The organism is Rheinheimera pacifica, assembly GCF_024809855.1.
Classification (GTDB): domain Bacteria; phylum Pseudomonadota; class Gammaproteobacteria; order Enterobacterales; family Alteromonadaceae; genus Alishewanella; species Alishewanella pacifica_A.
Genome location: NZ_JANUEM010000019.1, coordinates 17,245 through 30,846, shown reverse-complemented (window position 1 = coordinate 30,846; position 13,602 = coordinate 17,245). Strand labels below are relative to the sequence as shown.

Below are 13,602 nucleotides of genomic sequence, written 5' to 3'. Positions count from 1 at the left end.
TGCTACCTGAATGACAGCAGCGCGATACGGAGTAGCACAATGCGTAGCATCCTGTTTTTTTCCGGCCTGATACTCAGCAGTAGCGTGCTTGCTAATTCTCCTGATCCGCAGGCATTGACCGCACAGGTTAAAGCTCTATGGCAAGCCAAAGATGCTCAGGCGGCACACACATTATTGACGCCTTTGGTCACTAAAAAAACCAAAGATGCCCAGTTGCTGGCCTTGCTGGGGCAAACCGAGGCACTGTTAAACAACGCAGACAAAGCAGAAGACTTGCTGGAAAAAGCCGTAAAGCTTGATAGCAAAAACGCAGACTATCAGCATTGGTATGCTACGGTAAGCTGTAATCTGGCGTCTTCTGCCAGTATGTTAAGTGCGCTGGGGTATGCTAAGCGCTGCAAAAAAGCCTATGAAACCGCCCTTAAACTGGCACCGGAAAATCCGCGCAGCTATATAGCGCTGGGTAGCTTTCTTGCCCAGGCACCCGGTATTGCCGGTGGCGATAAAGACAAAGCTTTACAACTTGCAGAGCAGTTAAAGCAGATTGATCCCTTACAAGGCGCTTTATTGCAGTTAAATGCCTCTAACTTGCAGGATGATGCGGTGTTTGATGCGATTTTAGCCAAAGATGAGCTGCTAACGCAGCGGCCGGAAACCTACCTGCAGCGTGGTATTGCCTTTTCCCGCGTTGATGAGCATGTTAAAGCAATAGTATTGTTTGACCAGGCGTTGGCCACGCCTGCAAGCGATGATGAAGCCGCCGCTGCGCAAGCTCAGGCGCTGTATCAAATCGGCCGTTCGGTAGTAAAAGGTGGGCTAGCTGTTGATAAAGGCATTAGCGCTTTACAGCAGTTTATCGCGCAGCAGCCAGCGGCAGATAATATCGACTGGGCAAAGTTGCGTTTAGGCCAGTTATATATAGCGCAGCAGCAACAGGCTAAAGCAGAAGAAATTTTAAAACCGCTGCTGGCATCAACACAGGACAAAGAGTTAAAAGGTGAGCTGCAAAAGTTGCTCTGATACACTTAAGGCCTTAGCTTACTGTACCAGAGTATCAGGGCTTTTTTATGCCACGACCAACGCTTAGCGCCATTCACCATGTGGCGATAATTTGCAGCGATTATGCCCGTTCAAAGCAGTTTTACACCGGGTTGTTGGGCTTAACTGTTCTTGCTGAAAACTACCGCGCTGCACGCGATTCCTGGAAGCTGGATTTAGCCTTGCCAAACGGTAACCAAATTGAGTTATTCAGCTTTCCAAATCCGCCGCCCAGGCCAAGTAAACCCGAAGCGCAGGGCCTGCGCCATCTGGCGTTTGTGGTAGACAGCGTGGCAGAATTTGCTGATTACTTAACGCAAAACGGCGTAGCGGTAGAACCGATCCGCACCGACGAGTTTACCGGCAAAGCCTTTACCTTCTTTCAAGACCCCGACGGCCTGCCGCTGGAGTTGTATCAGAGATAAAGTAAGTCCTGAATAACTAAAATATTGTTTTCAGCGAAAACTGATCGTTAGATGTAAGAGCAGTATGAAAAGGTGGTGTTGTTATGGAAAACGAATGGTTGGCATACAGAATTGTTCATTCTGCGGGAGGAATTAGGTTGATCAATGGATACGGGCCTTCGGTAAAGATAAGTCCAAATGCCATTAATGGTAAAATAGCTACCTTTCAAACATCTAGTTATAGGGCTCTATTCAGCAGTATTGAGGAGGTGGGGCTACCTATACTGGGAATAGAATTTTTTACACATTCAGGCCAGTTTAAAGGTACCGATATTCCGGAGTGGGGTTCTTACTACAAATCAGTAAACAAAATTTGGAGCAGCGAAGAAGCCGTTCATCTTTGGGGGGATATCGGTACTGGGGCGCATAAGGCTGAAAATGGACGTTTATGGGATGTCGCTAGTAGAGTCTCGCAGCAACTTCGTGTGTGTGGCTGGAGACTAAAAGAACTATCAGATAGTTACTATGCGCAACTTCTCTCTATCGCTGAACAAAAAGATTTTTCGCGAAATAGCAGTTTCCTGAACGGTTATACTTGGCTTTGTTATTTAGCCATACAATCTTTCCTAATTGACATCTGTATTCTGAGAGATTATCTGGCTGAATTTTCAGCAAATTTTCTGTTTCCTTTACCGAAAAATCAGAAAAGTCTAAATATCACTACAATGGCCGGATTAAAAAAACACTGTATGAATGGAGAGAATCTTAACGATCCGTTGATTCAGATGCTTGACAAAATCACAAGCAAATCGGGGTGGTTAAAGGAGCTTGGAGAATACAGAGATCTGGTGGTTCACTCTGCTCCATTGGCTCAGGCAGAAAGAAAGCTATTCGTAATAACTAAAACGAAAAATATATCAGGGGGGGAAATTCCCAGCATATGTTGTCCGATACCAAAAAATCCTCATGAAATTTCAATATCTAGAGCAAATGGGAGTATGTTCAAAAGTTTTGAAGAGCAGCTTAATAAATACATAGGTGTCGGGAAGGATGACGGCGATCATATAGATGGACTTGAATATTGCTACGATGTCTTAGGCAAAATATCTTTATTAGCGCTTCAATTCGCAGATCGAAGTCCTGTAAAACCACAGAGAATAATATTTGATAGCTCTAATATAATTGGAGGCGTACAAACATCTCACGAGTAAAGCTACACACAGCATCAAGGAATTAACTCAGTGGTTATATACCCGACAATATAAAGTCTAACGCAGCAATAATATCAGCGCGATAGGTAGATAAATCGCCCGCTGCAGCGCCGAGTTGGCGGCGATCAATTCCTGCCAAATCCTGTGTCATGGCGATAAGCTGTTCACCGTTTAGTATCAAATTAGGGTTAAGCTGGCTCAGGCTGATAGCGGCAACCTGTTTGGCGGGGGATAGCGGTATCACTACTGTGGTTTTCAGCTCGCTTAATAAGTCGCTTTGAATATCCAGCAAATACGGATACTGCTTTTGCGTAACCGGGTTACTGTTAGCGTAAGCAGTAAACTGCGCCATTAAAATTTCCTTACGCTGTCACTAAAAGTGCCGTTGGCTTCAACAAACTGGTTATAAGCTATAATTGCGTCTTTATTTTCGCTTAGCCATTTTGCGCGCTGGGCGCTGCGTAATTGCTCTGCTAACGCTTGCTCTAGCGTGGCGGACAGATTGATATTTAAGCCACGTGCTTTTTCTAGTAAGTCGCTGTTTATACTTACATTAGTTGGCTTTTTGGGCGCCTGAGTGTTGTATGCATGGTTCATCATGGTGTCTCCATGTGTTGAATGCATATATGGTATGCGCATATAGGATGACTGGCAAGTTGAGCAACCAACTACACAGCTTACTGGTTTTGTTTACCGGCAATATGGTAGTGCCTGTGTGGACACAGCACCTTGACGTTAATAAGAATTTGAATATGAAAATGCGTTGCTTATAAAAGCATTTTTAAAGGTTACTTTGTGCAAAATATCTTTTATGAATATGCTCAATAGCTTATAAACTAAAGTTGTTATTGTCTGAGACTTATCAGACGGCTTATATTGGCCGCTACGCAGGAATTTTAAAGTGAAAATTGTCAGCCCTGAACCATTCTCTCTTTCTCGTCGGGTAGTATATTTTTGCTGTATTTGTTTGCTGTTCAGTATCAGCCACAGTTATGCTGCGGGGCAGGAAACTGATGCTGCACTTGAGCAGCAGTTGGACAAGCTTATTGGCTTTGCCAACTACCCGGAAGATAAGGTTACACTTAGCAAAATTATTGCAGCGTTAAATGAATCTACTCCGGTTGAAAGCTATGCCAGAGCAAGAGGCTATCAGGTTTTGTCGCTGGCGCTTGGCGATAAGGATACTGCCGCAGCACTGGCATTGGCTGACAGTTTTCTCAGTTTACCAAGAATACAATCCTCGCCAGCGGCTACGGCAGAACTGCTGGCAGTAAAAGCCGAGATTTACTTACAAAATAACAATACAGATAAAAGCCTGGAGCTTATACCTGCTATTGAGCAACAGTTAGAAACGGTAAACAGCAGCCATACACGCTATTACACTCATAGTGTTATCGGACAGGTACTGCAAAATAGCAGACAGTTTGCTGCTGCATTGGAGCATTTTCTGCAAGCTCATGCTGCTATCAATAATACTGATGATGTCAGCACACACCGGCGCAGGCAATTTCTCAACCTGCAAATTGCCAGAGTTCAGTTATCACTGCAAAATTTTAAAGCGGCGCTGGAGTTGCTGGATAAAACCATTGAAGACTCATTAAAGCATGATCTGCGACAGCGCCTGCCAGAGCTCTATCTGAACCGGGCTTATGCCGCGCGCGAACTAAATGGCCTGTCGCTTGAAATTATTGACACTTTTTTGCAGGCAGCACAGATTGGCAAAGAGCAGGGAAATCTGCGGGTAGAGCTTGCCAGTTACAATAATGCCGGGGCATCGTTATTGTTGCTAAAACACTATGATAAGGCCGAGCAATATTTGCAGCGCGCCCGAGACATAGCCACAGCCACAAATAATATTACCGAAGGCACCGTTATTGATTTCAATCTGGGCTATATCAAGGTATTACGTGGTAACCATGATACCGGGCTTAATGAGATGCGAAGTGCTATAGAAGTATTCAGCTCTTTTGCACCAGCAAGCCAGGTTGCGCAGATTAAAGGGCTGCTTGCCGATGCTTATGAAGTTGCCGGTCGCTACGAGTTGCAGGCACAGGCATTGAAGGAGCAAATACGGCTGAAAGATGAGTTTTTTCAGTCAGAGCGCGATAAAGTATTTAGTGAACTGCAAATTCGTTATCAGGCGGAAGAAAATGCGCTGCAAATTAAGTTATTAGAGCAGCAAACCGAGTTACAGCGCAAGGAGCTGGACAACCGTACACTGAACCAACGATTGATCCTGCTTGCGGTATTACTGGTACTGTTAATGGCTGCTTCGTTATTTTTTGCCTATATCAGTAGCCGCAAAGTTAATCAGCTACTGAGTAAAAACAACGAAATGCTGCAGCAGCAATCTTTGCATGACCCCCTTACAGGGCTATTAAACCGCCGCGCACTGCAGAACTATATGCCGGAAGAGCGGCGGCAATTAACAGATAGCCATGCTATTTTTCTGCTTGATGTTGACCACTTTAAACATATTAACGATGTATCCGGCCACGACGGCGGAGATGAAATACTGATCGAAGTTGCTAAAAAGCTCAAAGCACTGTGCCGTGCCGATGATTTAGCTATCCGTTGGGGTGGTGAAGAGTTTTTGTTGGTGTTGCATCACAGCCAGGCCGAGGCTTTGCCAGAGCTGGCAAAACGTATTTTGTATGATATTGGTGCCCAGCCACTATATACCAATGGTAATCCCGTCAGAGTAACCATGAGTGGCGGTTATATTTATTTGCCGGTTAAACACTTAGAGCAGCAAAGTCTGTACTGGGAAACAGCCTTGAAACTGGCTGATCACCTGCTGTATCAGGCCAAGACAAAAGGGCGTAATCAAATTATCGGTGTAGCATCTTTAAATATGGGCAATGAACAGCAGTTGTTATCCGGCCATGAACTGCTGCAACGCCTGATATCAGGGCAATGTACTACGCTTACTATTAACGGCCCTGTTTAATAACATCAGGTGCAGGTTTACTAGGGTACAGCAGAGGGGCCAGGTGCCAGCCCCTGTGCTTTACATAATTATCAACCGGCAGTGACCTGAGTGGGCTCAATATCTTCACTGGGATAACAACCCAGTACCTTAATAAATTTAGTGATTTTATTCAGCTCTTCCAGGGCGCGGGTCATGGCGTAGTCGTTCAGGTTGGCAAATACGTCAACATAAAACATCTCTTCCCACGGGTTACCATTAATGGGGCGGGATTCCAGTTTGCCCATACTGATGCCATGTTGCTTTAACACCAATAAGGCATCTACCAGCGCGCCGGGTTGCTGGCCGGTGTACATAATAAAGGTAGTTTTTGCCGGTATCGCTTTGGCTACGGTTACCGGTTTACGCGCTACGACGATAAAACGGCTGACGTTGTCTTTCTGGTTAGCCAGATCACGGGTAAGCACTTGCAAACCGTATAGCTGGCCGCCTTCTTCGCCACCAATTGCTACGACTGTTGGGTCTTGTTGCTGTTTAATGCGGTTAAAGGCGTCTGACGAGCTGTCGCAGTATTCAATTTTTACTTGCGATAACCCCTGCAGATACTGGCTGCACTGGGCAATAACCTGCGGGTGGGCACACACCTGGCGGATTTTGCTTAAATCGGTGCCTGGTAAACCCAGCAGGCAGTGGGCGATAGGGTGCGTCAGCTCACCAACAATAGATAACCGGGTATGCTGCAGTAAGTCGTACACCTCGTTAATACTACCCGATGAGGTATTTTCAATTGGCAACAAGGCATAATCGGCATGGCCGGTTTCAACTGCCTGCACTATTTCGTTAAAGCTGTCGCAGCCTTGTTCAATAATACGCTCGGCGCGGCGGGTAAAATACTTTTGTGTTGCCCAGTAACTGTATGAACCCTGGCCCCCCAAAAAAGCCACCCGCACTGCCGGGCTGTTGGTGCCGTTTAGCTGGCCTTGAATTTTGGCCTGCTGCTGCAACACAGAATCTTCAATTATCACATGGTACAGCCGGGTTACGTATTGGGCGTCCAGCGCCAATGGCTTGCCTTGCTCAATTAGCGACAGCAGCAGTTCTTGCTCGCGCTTTTGGTCACGTATCGGTTTGTTTTGTGCCAGTTTGGCGTCGGCTACCGCCAGTGCCAGTTGCCGCCGTTTTGACAATAAAGCCAGTAACTGCTTGTCGGTGTCAGATATTGCGTGGCGTATTTCATCCAGTTCCATGTTAATTCTCTTTGTTTGAGCTAAAAGTAAGCAAAAAAAAACCTCCCGGCGTGGGAGGTTTCTGGTATTACTGCGCGCGCAGCTTACCGCCTCCCGTGTAAGGTGGTAAAGCGAAAAAAGCTGAGCGCGGTATTAAGTATTTTCATGGCGTCTAACATAGTCCGTCTGGATGGCTAAAGTCAACCCTGTGGTGTTAGCAGCAGCTGATATTTTTTCTCACCGGGTAAAAAAGGTAAGGCTACTTCGTTTAGCCAGTACTGGTGATCGCCCCGGTAAAACGGTGAAAGCGGATGACCCGACTGCCCGGCCGGTATGGTTAAAATGCCTTTATGCTCTTGCCCCGGCGCCACGACCATACGCTGCGACTGACCAAAACCGGGCCGCTGTACCCTTGGCATATGGCTGTCGCCGTTAAGTGCTGTGGCGGGCATATTAAGCCAACCGCCCAATAGAGGTATAGCGCCGGATAGCGGGTGGTTGATGCGGGCCTGATTAATATAGCCCCAGTTACTCTGGCTAAGGCTGCCGTTGTTCTGCTCCAGTTGCTGCTTGCTTTGCAGCACAGCAGTGAGCAATAACTCGGCCCAACTGCTGAAGTTTGCCGGTAAGGTATCGGCACGACGTTGCTGCAACATGGCCCAAAGCGGTGTTTCCAGAGAGTATTTCAAATCCTGGCTGCGGGCACCATGGCGCTCCAGATAGGCTGACAGCGGAGCAAACTGCAGCTCAAGTAATTGCTGGCGAAACGCCCGTACCAGGCTGTAACCCACAGCATCAACGCTGGCGCTTTGTGAGCTGGTTAACACATGCTGGCGGTACGATTGCAACTGATGCTGCTGCACGGTGTCTTTGTCCAGCACCTCTAACAATAATTGTTGCCAGCGTTCCAGCATTAATGCGCGGTTGTCCAACTGAATTTTATGCAGTGCCTGTTCATCGGCACTGTGTAACTGGTTAAGCCCCTGTTGTATTTGCCAGCCTCTGGCGCCCAAGTCGTAGCCACCGTTACCAATTAACTGATAATCAGCTGCGCCGATAACCCGCGAATTTGCTGTCCATAATCGCTGCCCGACGGGGTTTAATAACTGGGGCTGGGCATCAGGCTGAATATAACCAAACCAGCCATACTCTGGATTGCTCCAGTCTTGTGCGGTATCCAGATCCGGCAGGTTGCGTTTGGGTATGCGGCCCATCAGGCTCCAGCCAATATTGCCTTTATTGTCGGCTACCAGCAGGTTTTGCGTGGGTATACCTACCTGTGACGCCAGTTGCAGAGCATCTTGTGCTGTAGCTGAGGTTTCCAGTTGCAGCAGGTTAAAATTAACTGCCTTAATATCATAAGCAACCCAACGTAAAGCATAGGCAGGGCTGTCGCCAAAGCGTACCAGCGGCCCCCATTGGGTTTGTGCCAGTTGTAAGGGCTGATCAGGCCCACCGGCTACTTTAATGGTGTCGTATACATATTCCAGTGCTTGCCAGCCATCCGGCGTTAAGTAGCGTTTGCCATCATCTGACAGTTGCAAAGCCACTAAATCGTGCCAGTCGGCGGTGCTGTTGGTAAAGCCCCAGGCAATATTACCGTTAGAGCCTGCCACAACAGCGGGAGTGCCGGGCAGCGTAAGGCCGCTAACTGTACGTAGCCTGGTACCATCGCGCCAGTTTAGCTGGGCTTTATACCAGGTGCCGGGTACGCGGATACTCAGGTGCATATCATCTGCCAGTATAGCGCTGCCGTGGCTGGTTAAACTGCCTGCTACGGCAAAATTATTACTGCCAATGTCAGTAGCATCTTTTACCGCACATTGGTTGCAGGCCGTTAGGTTATCGGTTAACTGTTGTGGGTAGGTTGAAGCGGGCATAGGCACAGCGTCAATCTGGCTGTTGTCTATGGCGGCTTGCCAGATATCAGAATGTTGTTGCAGAAAACGGTACCATTCATCCGGCACGCTTTGTTTTAACAGGGTCATTGCGTAGTCGTCGCGGCCTAATTTGCTTTGTAAATCCAGATACATGCTGTAAATAACTAAAAACGAATCTGCCTCTTGCCAGGGAGCGGGCGTTTGTTGCAGCACAGTGTATTCAAAGGGCGGCATGCTAAGGGCCGCAAGGCCTTCATTAACACCACGGCTGTAGTTACCCAGCAAGTGTTTTTCTTCTGCAGGCAGGGCAGCCAGCGCTTGTGCGGCCCGGCTGCGAAAGCGGTGTTGGCGTAATGCCTGGTCTGCCTGCAGTGCGCGCTTGCCAAATAACTCTGCCAGTTCGCCGGCGGCATTACGGCGCAGAAGATCCATTTGAAAGAAGCGCTCCTGAGCATGAGCAAAGCCCAGCGCAAAGGCCGCATCGCTGCGGTTTGCTGCATGAATGCTCAGGTAGCCCAGCGCATCGCGTTCCAGCCGGGCGGTGTTACTGATACTGCTTGGCCTGGTGCCGTCGTAACTTGGCAAACTCAGGTACAACACGGTATAAATTGCAGCAGCAGTGAGGGCCAGCAATAAGGTTAGTATGGCAAGGATCCACTTCCACCAATTCATCTTTTTGTGTCTCTGGTATAAAATCAAAAACTTAGCATAACGGAGACTACGCACAATGTCACAAAAAGTAAAAGTCTGGGATTTTGCCGTCCGGTTTTTCCACTGGAGCCAGGTATTGTTACTGGCGGGGCTGTGGTATACCGGTGAAGAAGGGTTAATGGCACAGCATCAGTTACTGGCTTACACCCTGCTGGCGCTGCTAGTGTCACGGCTGGTTTGGGGTTTTATTGGCAGTAAAACCGCGCGTTTTAGTCAGTTTGCTGCTACCCCTGCGGTGGCGGTGCGGTACCTGCGCAAGCCTTATGTGGTTAACGGCCATAATCCGGCGTCTTTTTATATGATAGCGCTGCTGATTGTATTGGTGCTGGTGCAATTACTTACCGGGCTGGCTACCTTTGATAACAGTTATATGAGCGACGGCCCGCTGGTAAGTTTGTTACCGGCAAGCTGGGTTGATATGGCATCGGACATTCATAAGATCAATATCAATATTCTGCTGGCGGCGGTTGCGGTGCATATTATTGCGGCTATCTGGCACAGTGTGCGGGTACATAATGTGTTGTGGGTTATGCTAACCGGCAAAGATAACGCAACAAGCAGCTATACCGGCGGTGTAAAACACAGTGCGGTTTACTTTATTCTGTTTGGGCTGTTATTAGTGGCATTGTATTTCTGGCAGGGGCATAAATTACTGGCGCTGCTGTAAACAGCGCCAGGCTGCTATTAGTTTTTGTATTCGTCGTGGCAGGCTTTACAGTTGCGGGCAAAGCTGCCAAAGGCTTTGCGTACCTCGGCCTGATCCATACTGTCTGCCGCGGTTTTTAACGCCAGCGCATCAGTTGCCAGCTTTTCGCCACGGCTTTGAAAATCGCTGAGGTTTTTCCATACCGCAGCCTTGGCATCACCACCGCCTTTCTCTGCACCCGGCACGGTAAAGGCTTCCCATGGCAGAGTTGTCAGCGTAGCCAGAGCAGTGGCACGTTTGTTAACACGCTCTGCATCGTAATTTACGTCGCCTTTGAGCATATCAGCAATATCGGCCATATTATGGCGGATTAACTGGAATGCCGACTGACGGTATTTCACGCTATCTTTGGCTTCAGTAAAGGCGCTGCCAGCATAAGCAGAGGCAGATAGCAGTGATACTAAAACGACAGTTAACAGGGGTTTTTTCATTGTTTCGTTCTCTTTTGATGAATTAACATGCAATAATGGCTGCGACATGTCGTTATAAAAAGCGATATCTTGCCAATAATCAATAGTTTTTTCAAAATCAGGCAGAGTAGTGAAGGACGTAAACTTTATTAAACCAACAGGAATGGACTCGCTGGGGCGCAAATTTGCGTTGGTGGTATTTCTTGCCATTGTTACTGCCGGTTTTGCTATAGGCTATGCGGTTATTTTGCTGCAGGAGGCTAATGAATTTGAGCAACAACAGGCTGCTCTTAAACACAGCGCGACAAATCATGCTTTGCAACTGAACAAAAATTTTCTGCAAAAAGAGCAAAAAGCTATTGCGGCTAATCAGGTAATAAGCCGCAGCCTTAGCCTGGCAACGCTTGCAGGCGCTGCTACTATGAAAGCTGCTAACGATGGCAGTATCCGGGTGCAGGATGATTACTCCGGGGCATTTGTCGCCGGGCAAAATTATAATGCCCGTGTTGCTGCATTGTTTGATAAAACCGGTTTGTTGTGGCAGCAGCTTTCGCCACTGATGCTGCAGGAATTTTACAACTTCTATTTTATTTCCAAAGAGCATTTTATCCGTATTTCTCCGGCTGACTGGGCGCTGCAGGTTAGCAGTCAGCATGATTTTAATCAGGATCTGTTTTACAGCATTGCCACACCAGAGCAAAACCCGGCACGCCAGCCGCGCTGGACACCGCTTTATTACGACAATATCTGGAAAAAATGGATGACGAGCCTGATCATTCCGGTGTATGTCAATGATGAGTTTATCGGTATTACCGGTACAGATTTTATTTTGCAGGATATACTGGCCATGTTGCCGCGCCAGGAAGGCCGTCATAGTATGATTTTTGACAGCCAGGGCCAGATTATCAGCTCAGCCTGGCAGTTTTTACGCACCGATCCACCAATGAATACCCCTCTGCAGGCAGGCGAAATCAACGCCGACAGCCTTAGCCAGTATGCGCGCCAGTATGCAGCCAACCCGCAGCAAGTTATGCAGGCTCAGGCCCTGGCACCGGAAAAACTCATTGCGACAGATGTGGTAGAGCGCGCCGACTGGTATTTAAGTGTGTATGTTGATAAAGCCGATATCTCTACTGCTTTTAGTTCAGTGCGTTCCCGCCTGGTGTTGATATTTACTGCTGTAGCACTGCTGGTGGCATTGTTTTTACAGCTGGTTATTTACCACTTTATATTAAAGCGGATAAACCGTTTGTCCGGGGCTATCAGCCGTTTGTCCCGTGGTGATCTGGAGCAGGTGCAGCTGGATACCCAAAACGATGAAATAGGTTTGCTTAATCAGGCATTTGGCCGTATGTCTGATGAAATTTCTACCTTAGTCAGTGGTTTAAATGCCCGTATTGAAGAAAAAGAACAGGCAGAGCGCTCAGCCAGAAAACTGAGCAAAGCGGTGTCTTTTTCCAGCTCGGGCATAGTGCTGACCGATCAGTTGTTACGTATTGAATATGCTAACCCGTTTTTAACCGAAATGATTGGTATCACCACAGAGCAAATACAGTTGCAGCCGCTTAGTGCCTTATTTGCTGAGGAAATGCACCATGTGGCAGAGGAAATTCAGCATACGCTGGTTGAACGCCAGCATTGGCGAGGCGATATGTTATTGCAACATGCCGATCGCCAGTTATGGGTGTCGCTGGCAATAGCGCCTATCCGTGATGAAAAAGGCGGTATCAGTAACTATGTTTGCGCCATGCAGGACATTTCTTTTATTAAACAAAGCCAGAAAAAGATGGAGCAACTGGCATACTACGACATGCTGACCGGGCTGGCTAACCGCAGTTATTTCCGTGATCAGTTGCGTAAAGCCATTGCTATGTCACACCGTGGTTACTACAGCTTCGCGTTGTTATATTTTGATTTGGATGAATTTAAACGTATTAACGACACTCTGGGCCATGATGCCGGTGACGAGTTATTAAAAGAAGTGGCCAAGCGGCTGATTAGCCGTTTACGCGAAGAAGATACTATTGCCCGCTTGGGCGGTGATGAATTTGCCGTTATTTTAAGCGGCATTACAGACCGGGGCCAGGCGTCCGCTATTGCTGCTAATTTGCAACAGGCTTTTGCTGCGCCGGTAAAACTGGGCAACCATGAAGTGTCTATCAGTGCCAGTATCGGTATTACCGTAGCGCCGGAAGATGCCTCAGAAGAAGAATTGCTGCTCAAACATGCAGATTTAGCCATGTATGAAGCTAAAGCCCGTGGTAAAAACACCTTTCATTTTTTCAGCCACGACTTAAACGAAGCCGCCAACGAGCGGCTGCTGATTGAAAACCAACTGCGTGAAGCCATCCGCGAGCACCAGTTTTTGCTGTATTATCAGCCAAAAATTGATATCCGTGATAACAGCATTGTGGGTTATGAAACACTGCTGCGCTGGTTACGGCCGGACAATACCCTGGTGCCGCCGTTGCGGTTTATTGCCGTGGCTGAAAGCACCGGGCTGATTGTGCAGATTGGCGAGTGGATTATCTGGGAAGCCTGTCGGTTTTTATCACGGCAGCATAGCCGCGGCCATAATGTTACTTTGTCGATTAATTTGTCGGTGCGGCAGTTTAAAGACGACAACCTGCCGGAAATTGTTGAACGGATTTTATTGCGTACCGGTGCCAGCCCCGGGTTTTTAGTCTTTGAAATTACTGAAAGTATGTTAATGGGTGACACCGATGCGGCTATTAACCAGTTAAATCAGTTAAAGCGGCTCGGGGTGTCTTTATCTATTGACGACTTTGGTACAGGCTATTCTTCGCTTAGTTATTTAAAGCGTTTTCCGGTAGACGAGCTGAAAATAGATCGCTCGTTCGTCAAAGATATTCCTGATGATCGTAACGATATGGATATTGTTGCTGCGATTATCGCTATGGCGCAAAAGATGAATCTTCGCGTAGTAGCAGAAGGGGTGGAAACTGCCGAACAAGTTGAATTTCTAAGAAAAAATGCTTGCTACCAGGTTCAGGGCTATTACTTCAGCATGCCATTGGCTGAGCAGGAGCTTAGTCGCCTGAACTACGTTATTAACAGTTAAACCTT

11 protein-coding genes are annotated in these 13,602 nt (G+C 47.6%); 6 read left to right on the top strand and 5 right to left on the bottom strand.

The features are described 5' to 3' along the window. The first annotated feature begins 39 nt into the window (after nt 1-39). The 3 genes from M2404_RS18385 (at nt 40) to M2404_RS18375 (ending at nt 2,653) form a co-directional block, all read left to right on the top strand. A complete protein-coding gene (locus tag M2404_RS18385; protein WP_259241258.1) occupies nt 40-1,020 on the top strand; it encodes a tetratricopeptide repeat protein in 981 nt (326 codons plus the stop codon). A 47-nt stretch (nt 1,021-1,067) separates the two neighbouring features. Then, nucleotides 1,068-1,463 carry an SMU1112c/YaeR family gloxylase I-like metalloprotein gene (gene gloA2, locus M2404_RS18380; protein ID WP_259241256.1) on the top strand — a complete coding sequence of 132 codons (396 nt, stop codon included), beginning with the start codon at nt 1,068-1,070 and terminating at the stop codon, nt 1,461-1,463. A gap of 83 nt (nt 1,464-1,546) precedes the next feature. After that, nucleotides 1,547-2,653: a hypothetical protein gene (locus tag M2404_RS18375; protein WP_259241255.1), complete on the top strand. Its 1,107-nt coding sequence runs from the start codon at nt 1,547-1,549 to the stop codon at nt 2,651-2,653. A 34-nt stretch (nt 2,654-2,687) separates the two neighbouring features. Here the strand turns inward: M2404_RS18375 and M2404_RS18370 are convergent, their stop codons facing one another. Together M2404_RS18370 and M2404_RS18365 are read right to left on the bottom strand one after the other, a co-directional pair. After that, a complete protein-coding gene (locus M2404_RS18370) occupies nt 2,688-3,005 on the bottom strand; it encodes a CcdB family protein (RefSeq protein WP_259241253.1) in 318 nt (105 codons plus the stop codon). Next, nucleotides 3,005-3,253: a type II toxin-antitoxin system CcdA family antitoxin gene (locus M2404_RS18365; protein ID WP_405047797.1), complete on the bottom strand. Its 249-nt coding sequence runs from the start codon at nt 3,251-3,253 to the stop codon at nt 3,005-3,007. The genes M2404_RS18370 and M2404_RS18365 overlap by 1 nt, the downstream gene beginning before the upstream one ends. Before the next feature lie 301 nt (nt 3,254-3,554). Here M2404_RS18365 and M2404_RS18360 point away from each other — a divergent pair, with 301 nt between their 5' ends. After that, nucleotides 3,555-5,603, top strand: coding sequence for a tetratricopeptide repeat-containing diguanylate cyclase (locus tag M2404_RS18360; protein WP_259241250.1), 2,049 nt, complete (start codon nt 3,555-3,557; stop codon nt 5,601-5,603). Nucleotides 5,604-5,674: 71 nt separating this feature from the next. Here M2404_RS18360 and M2404_RS18355 read toward each other — a convergent pair whose 3' ends face one another. Both M2404_RS18355 and M2404_RS18350 read right to left on the bottom strand, forming a co-directional pair. Next, nucleotides 5,675-6,829 (bottom strand): chorismate mutase, encoded by a 1,155-nt coding sequence (locus M2404_RS18355; protein ID WP_092795497.1) that lies wholly within the window; start codon nt 6,827-6,829, stop codon nt 5,675-5,677. A 179-nt stretch (nt 6,830-7,008) separates the two neighbouring features. Continuing rightward, a complete protein-coding gene (locus M2404_RS18350; protein ID WP_259241249.1) occupies nt 7,009-9,360 on the bottom strand; it encodes a penicillin acylase family protein in 2,352 nt (783 codons plus the stop codon). Between the two features lie 55 nt (nt 9,361-9,415). Between M2404_RS18350 and M2404_RS18345 the strand changes: the two genes are divergently transcribed. After that, the gene (locus tag M2404_RS18345; RefSeq protein WP_259241248.1) at nt 9,416-10,066 is read left to right on the top strand and encodes a cytochrome b/b6 domain-containing protein; all 651 of its coding nucleotides are present in this window, start codon (nt 9,416-9,418) and stop codon (nt 10,064-10,066) included. Nucleotides 10,067-10,083: 17 nt separating this feature from the next. Here M2404_RS18345 and M2404_RS18340 read toward each other — a convergent pair whose 3' ends face one another. After that, a complete protein-coding gene (locus M2404_RS18340) occupies nt 10,084-10,536 on the bottom strand; it encodes a c-type cytochrome (protein WP_259241247.1) in 453 nt (150 codons plus the stop codon). Nucleotides 10,537-10,645: 109 nt separating this feature from the next. Between M2404_RS18340 and M2404_RS18335 the strand changes: the two genes are divergently transcribed. Continuing rightward, the gene (locus M2404_RS18335; protein WP_259241246.1) at nt 10,646-13,597 is read left to right on the top strand and encodes a bifunctional diguanylate cyclase/phosphodiesterase; all 2,952 of its coding nucleotides are present in this window, start codon (nt 10,646-10,648) and stop codon (nt 13,595-13,597) included. Nucleotides 13,598-13,602: the final 5 nt, after the last annotated feature.

Coding starts and splice junctions, on each gene's coding strand:
- M2404_RS18385 (WP_259241258.1), top strand. CDS start 40: ATGCGTAGCATCCTGTTTTTTTCCGGCCTGATACTCAGCAGTAGCGTG.
- M2404_RS18375 (WP_259241255.1), top strand. CDS start 1,547: ATGGAAAACGAATGGTTGGCATACAGAATTGTTCATTCTGCGGGAGGA.
- M2404_RS18345 (WP_259241248.1), top strand. CDS start 9,416: ATGTCACAAAAAGTAAAAGTCTGGGATTTTGCCGTCCGGTTTTTCCAC.
- gloA2 (WP_259241256.1), top strand. CDS start 1,068: ATGCCACGACCAACGCTTAGCGCCATTCACCATGTGGCGATAATTTGC.
- M2404_RS18370 (WP_259241253.1), bottom strand. CDS start 3,005: ATGGCGCAGTTTACTGCTTACGCTAACAGTAACCCGGTTACGCAAAAG.
- M2404_RS18355 (WP_092795497.1), bottom strand. CDS start 6,829: ATGGAACTGGATGAAATACGCCACGCAATATCTGACACCGACAAGCAG.
- M2404_RS18340 (WP_259241247.1), bottom strand. CDS start 10,536: ATGAAAAAACCCCTGTTAACTGTCGTTTTAGTATCACTGCTATCTGCC.
- M2404_RS18365 (WP_405047797.1), bottom strand. CDS start 3,253: ATGATGAACCATGCATACAACACTCAGGCGCCCAAAAAGCCAACTAAT.
- M2404_RS18350 (WP_259241249.1), bottom strand. CDS start 9,360: ATGAATTGGTGGAAGTGGATCCTTGCCATACTAACCTTATTGCTGGCC.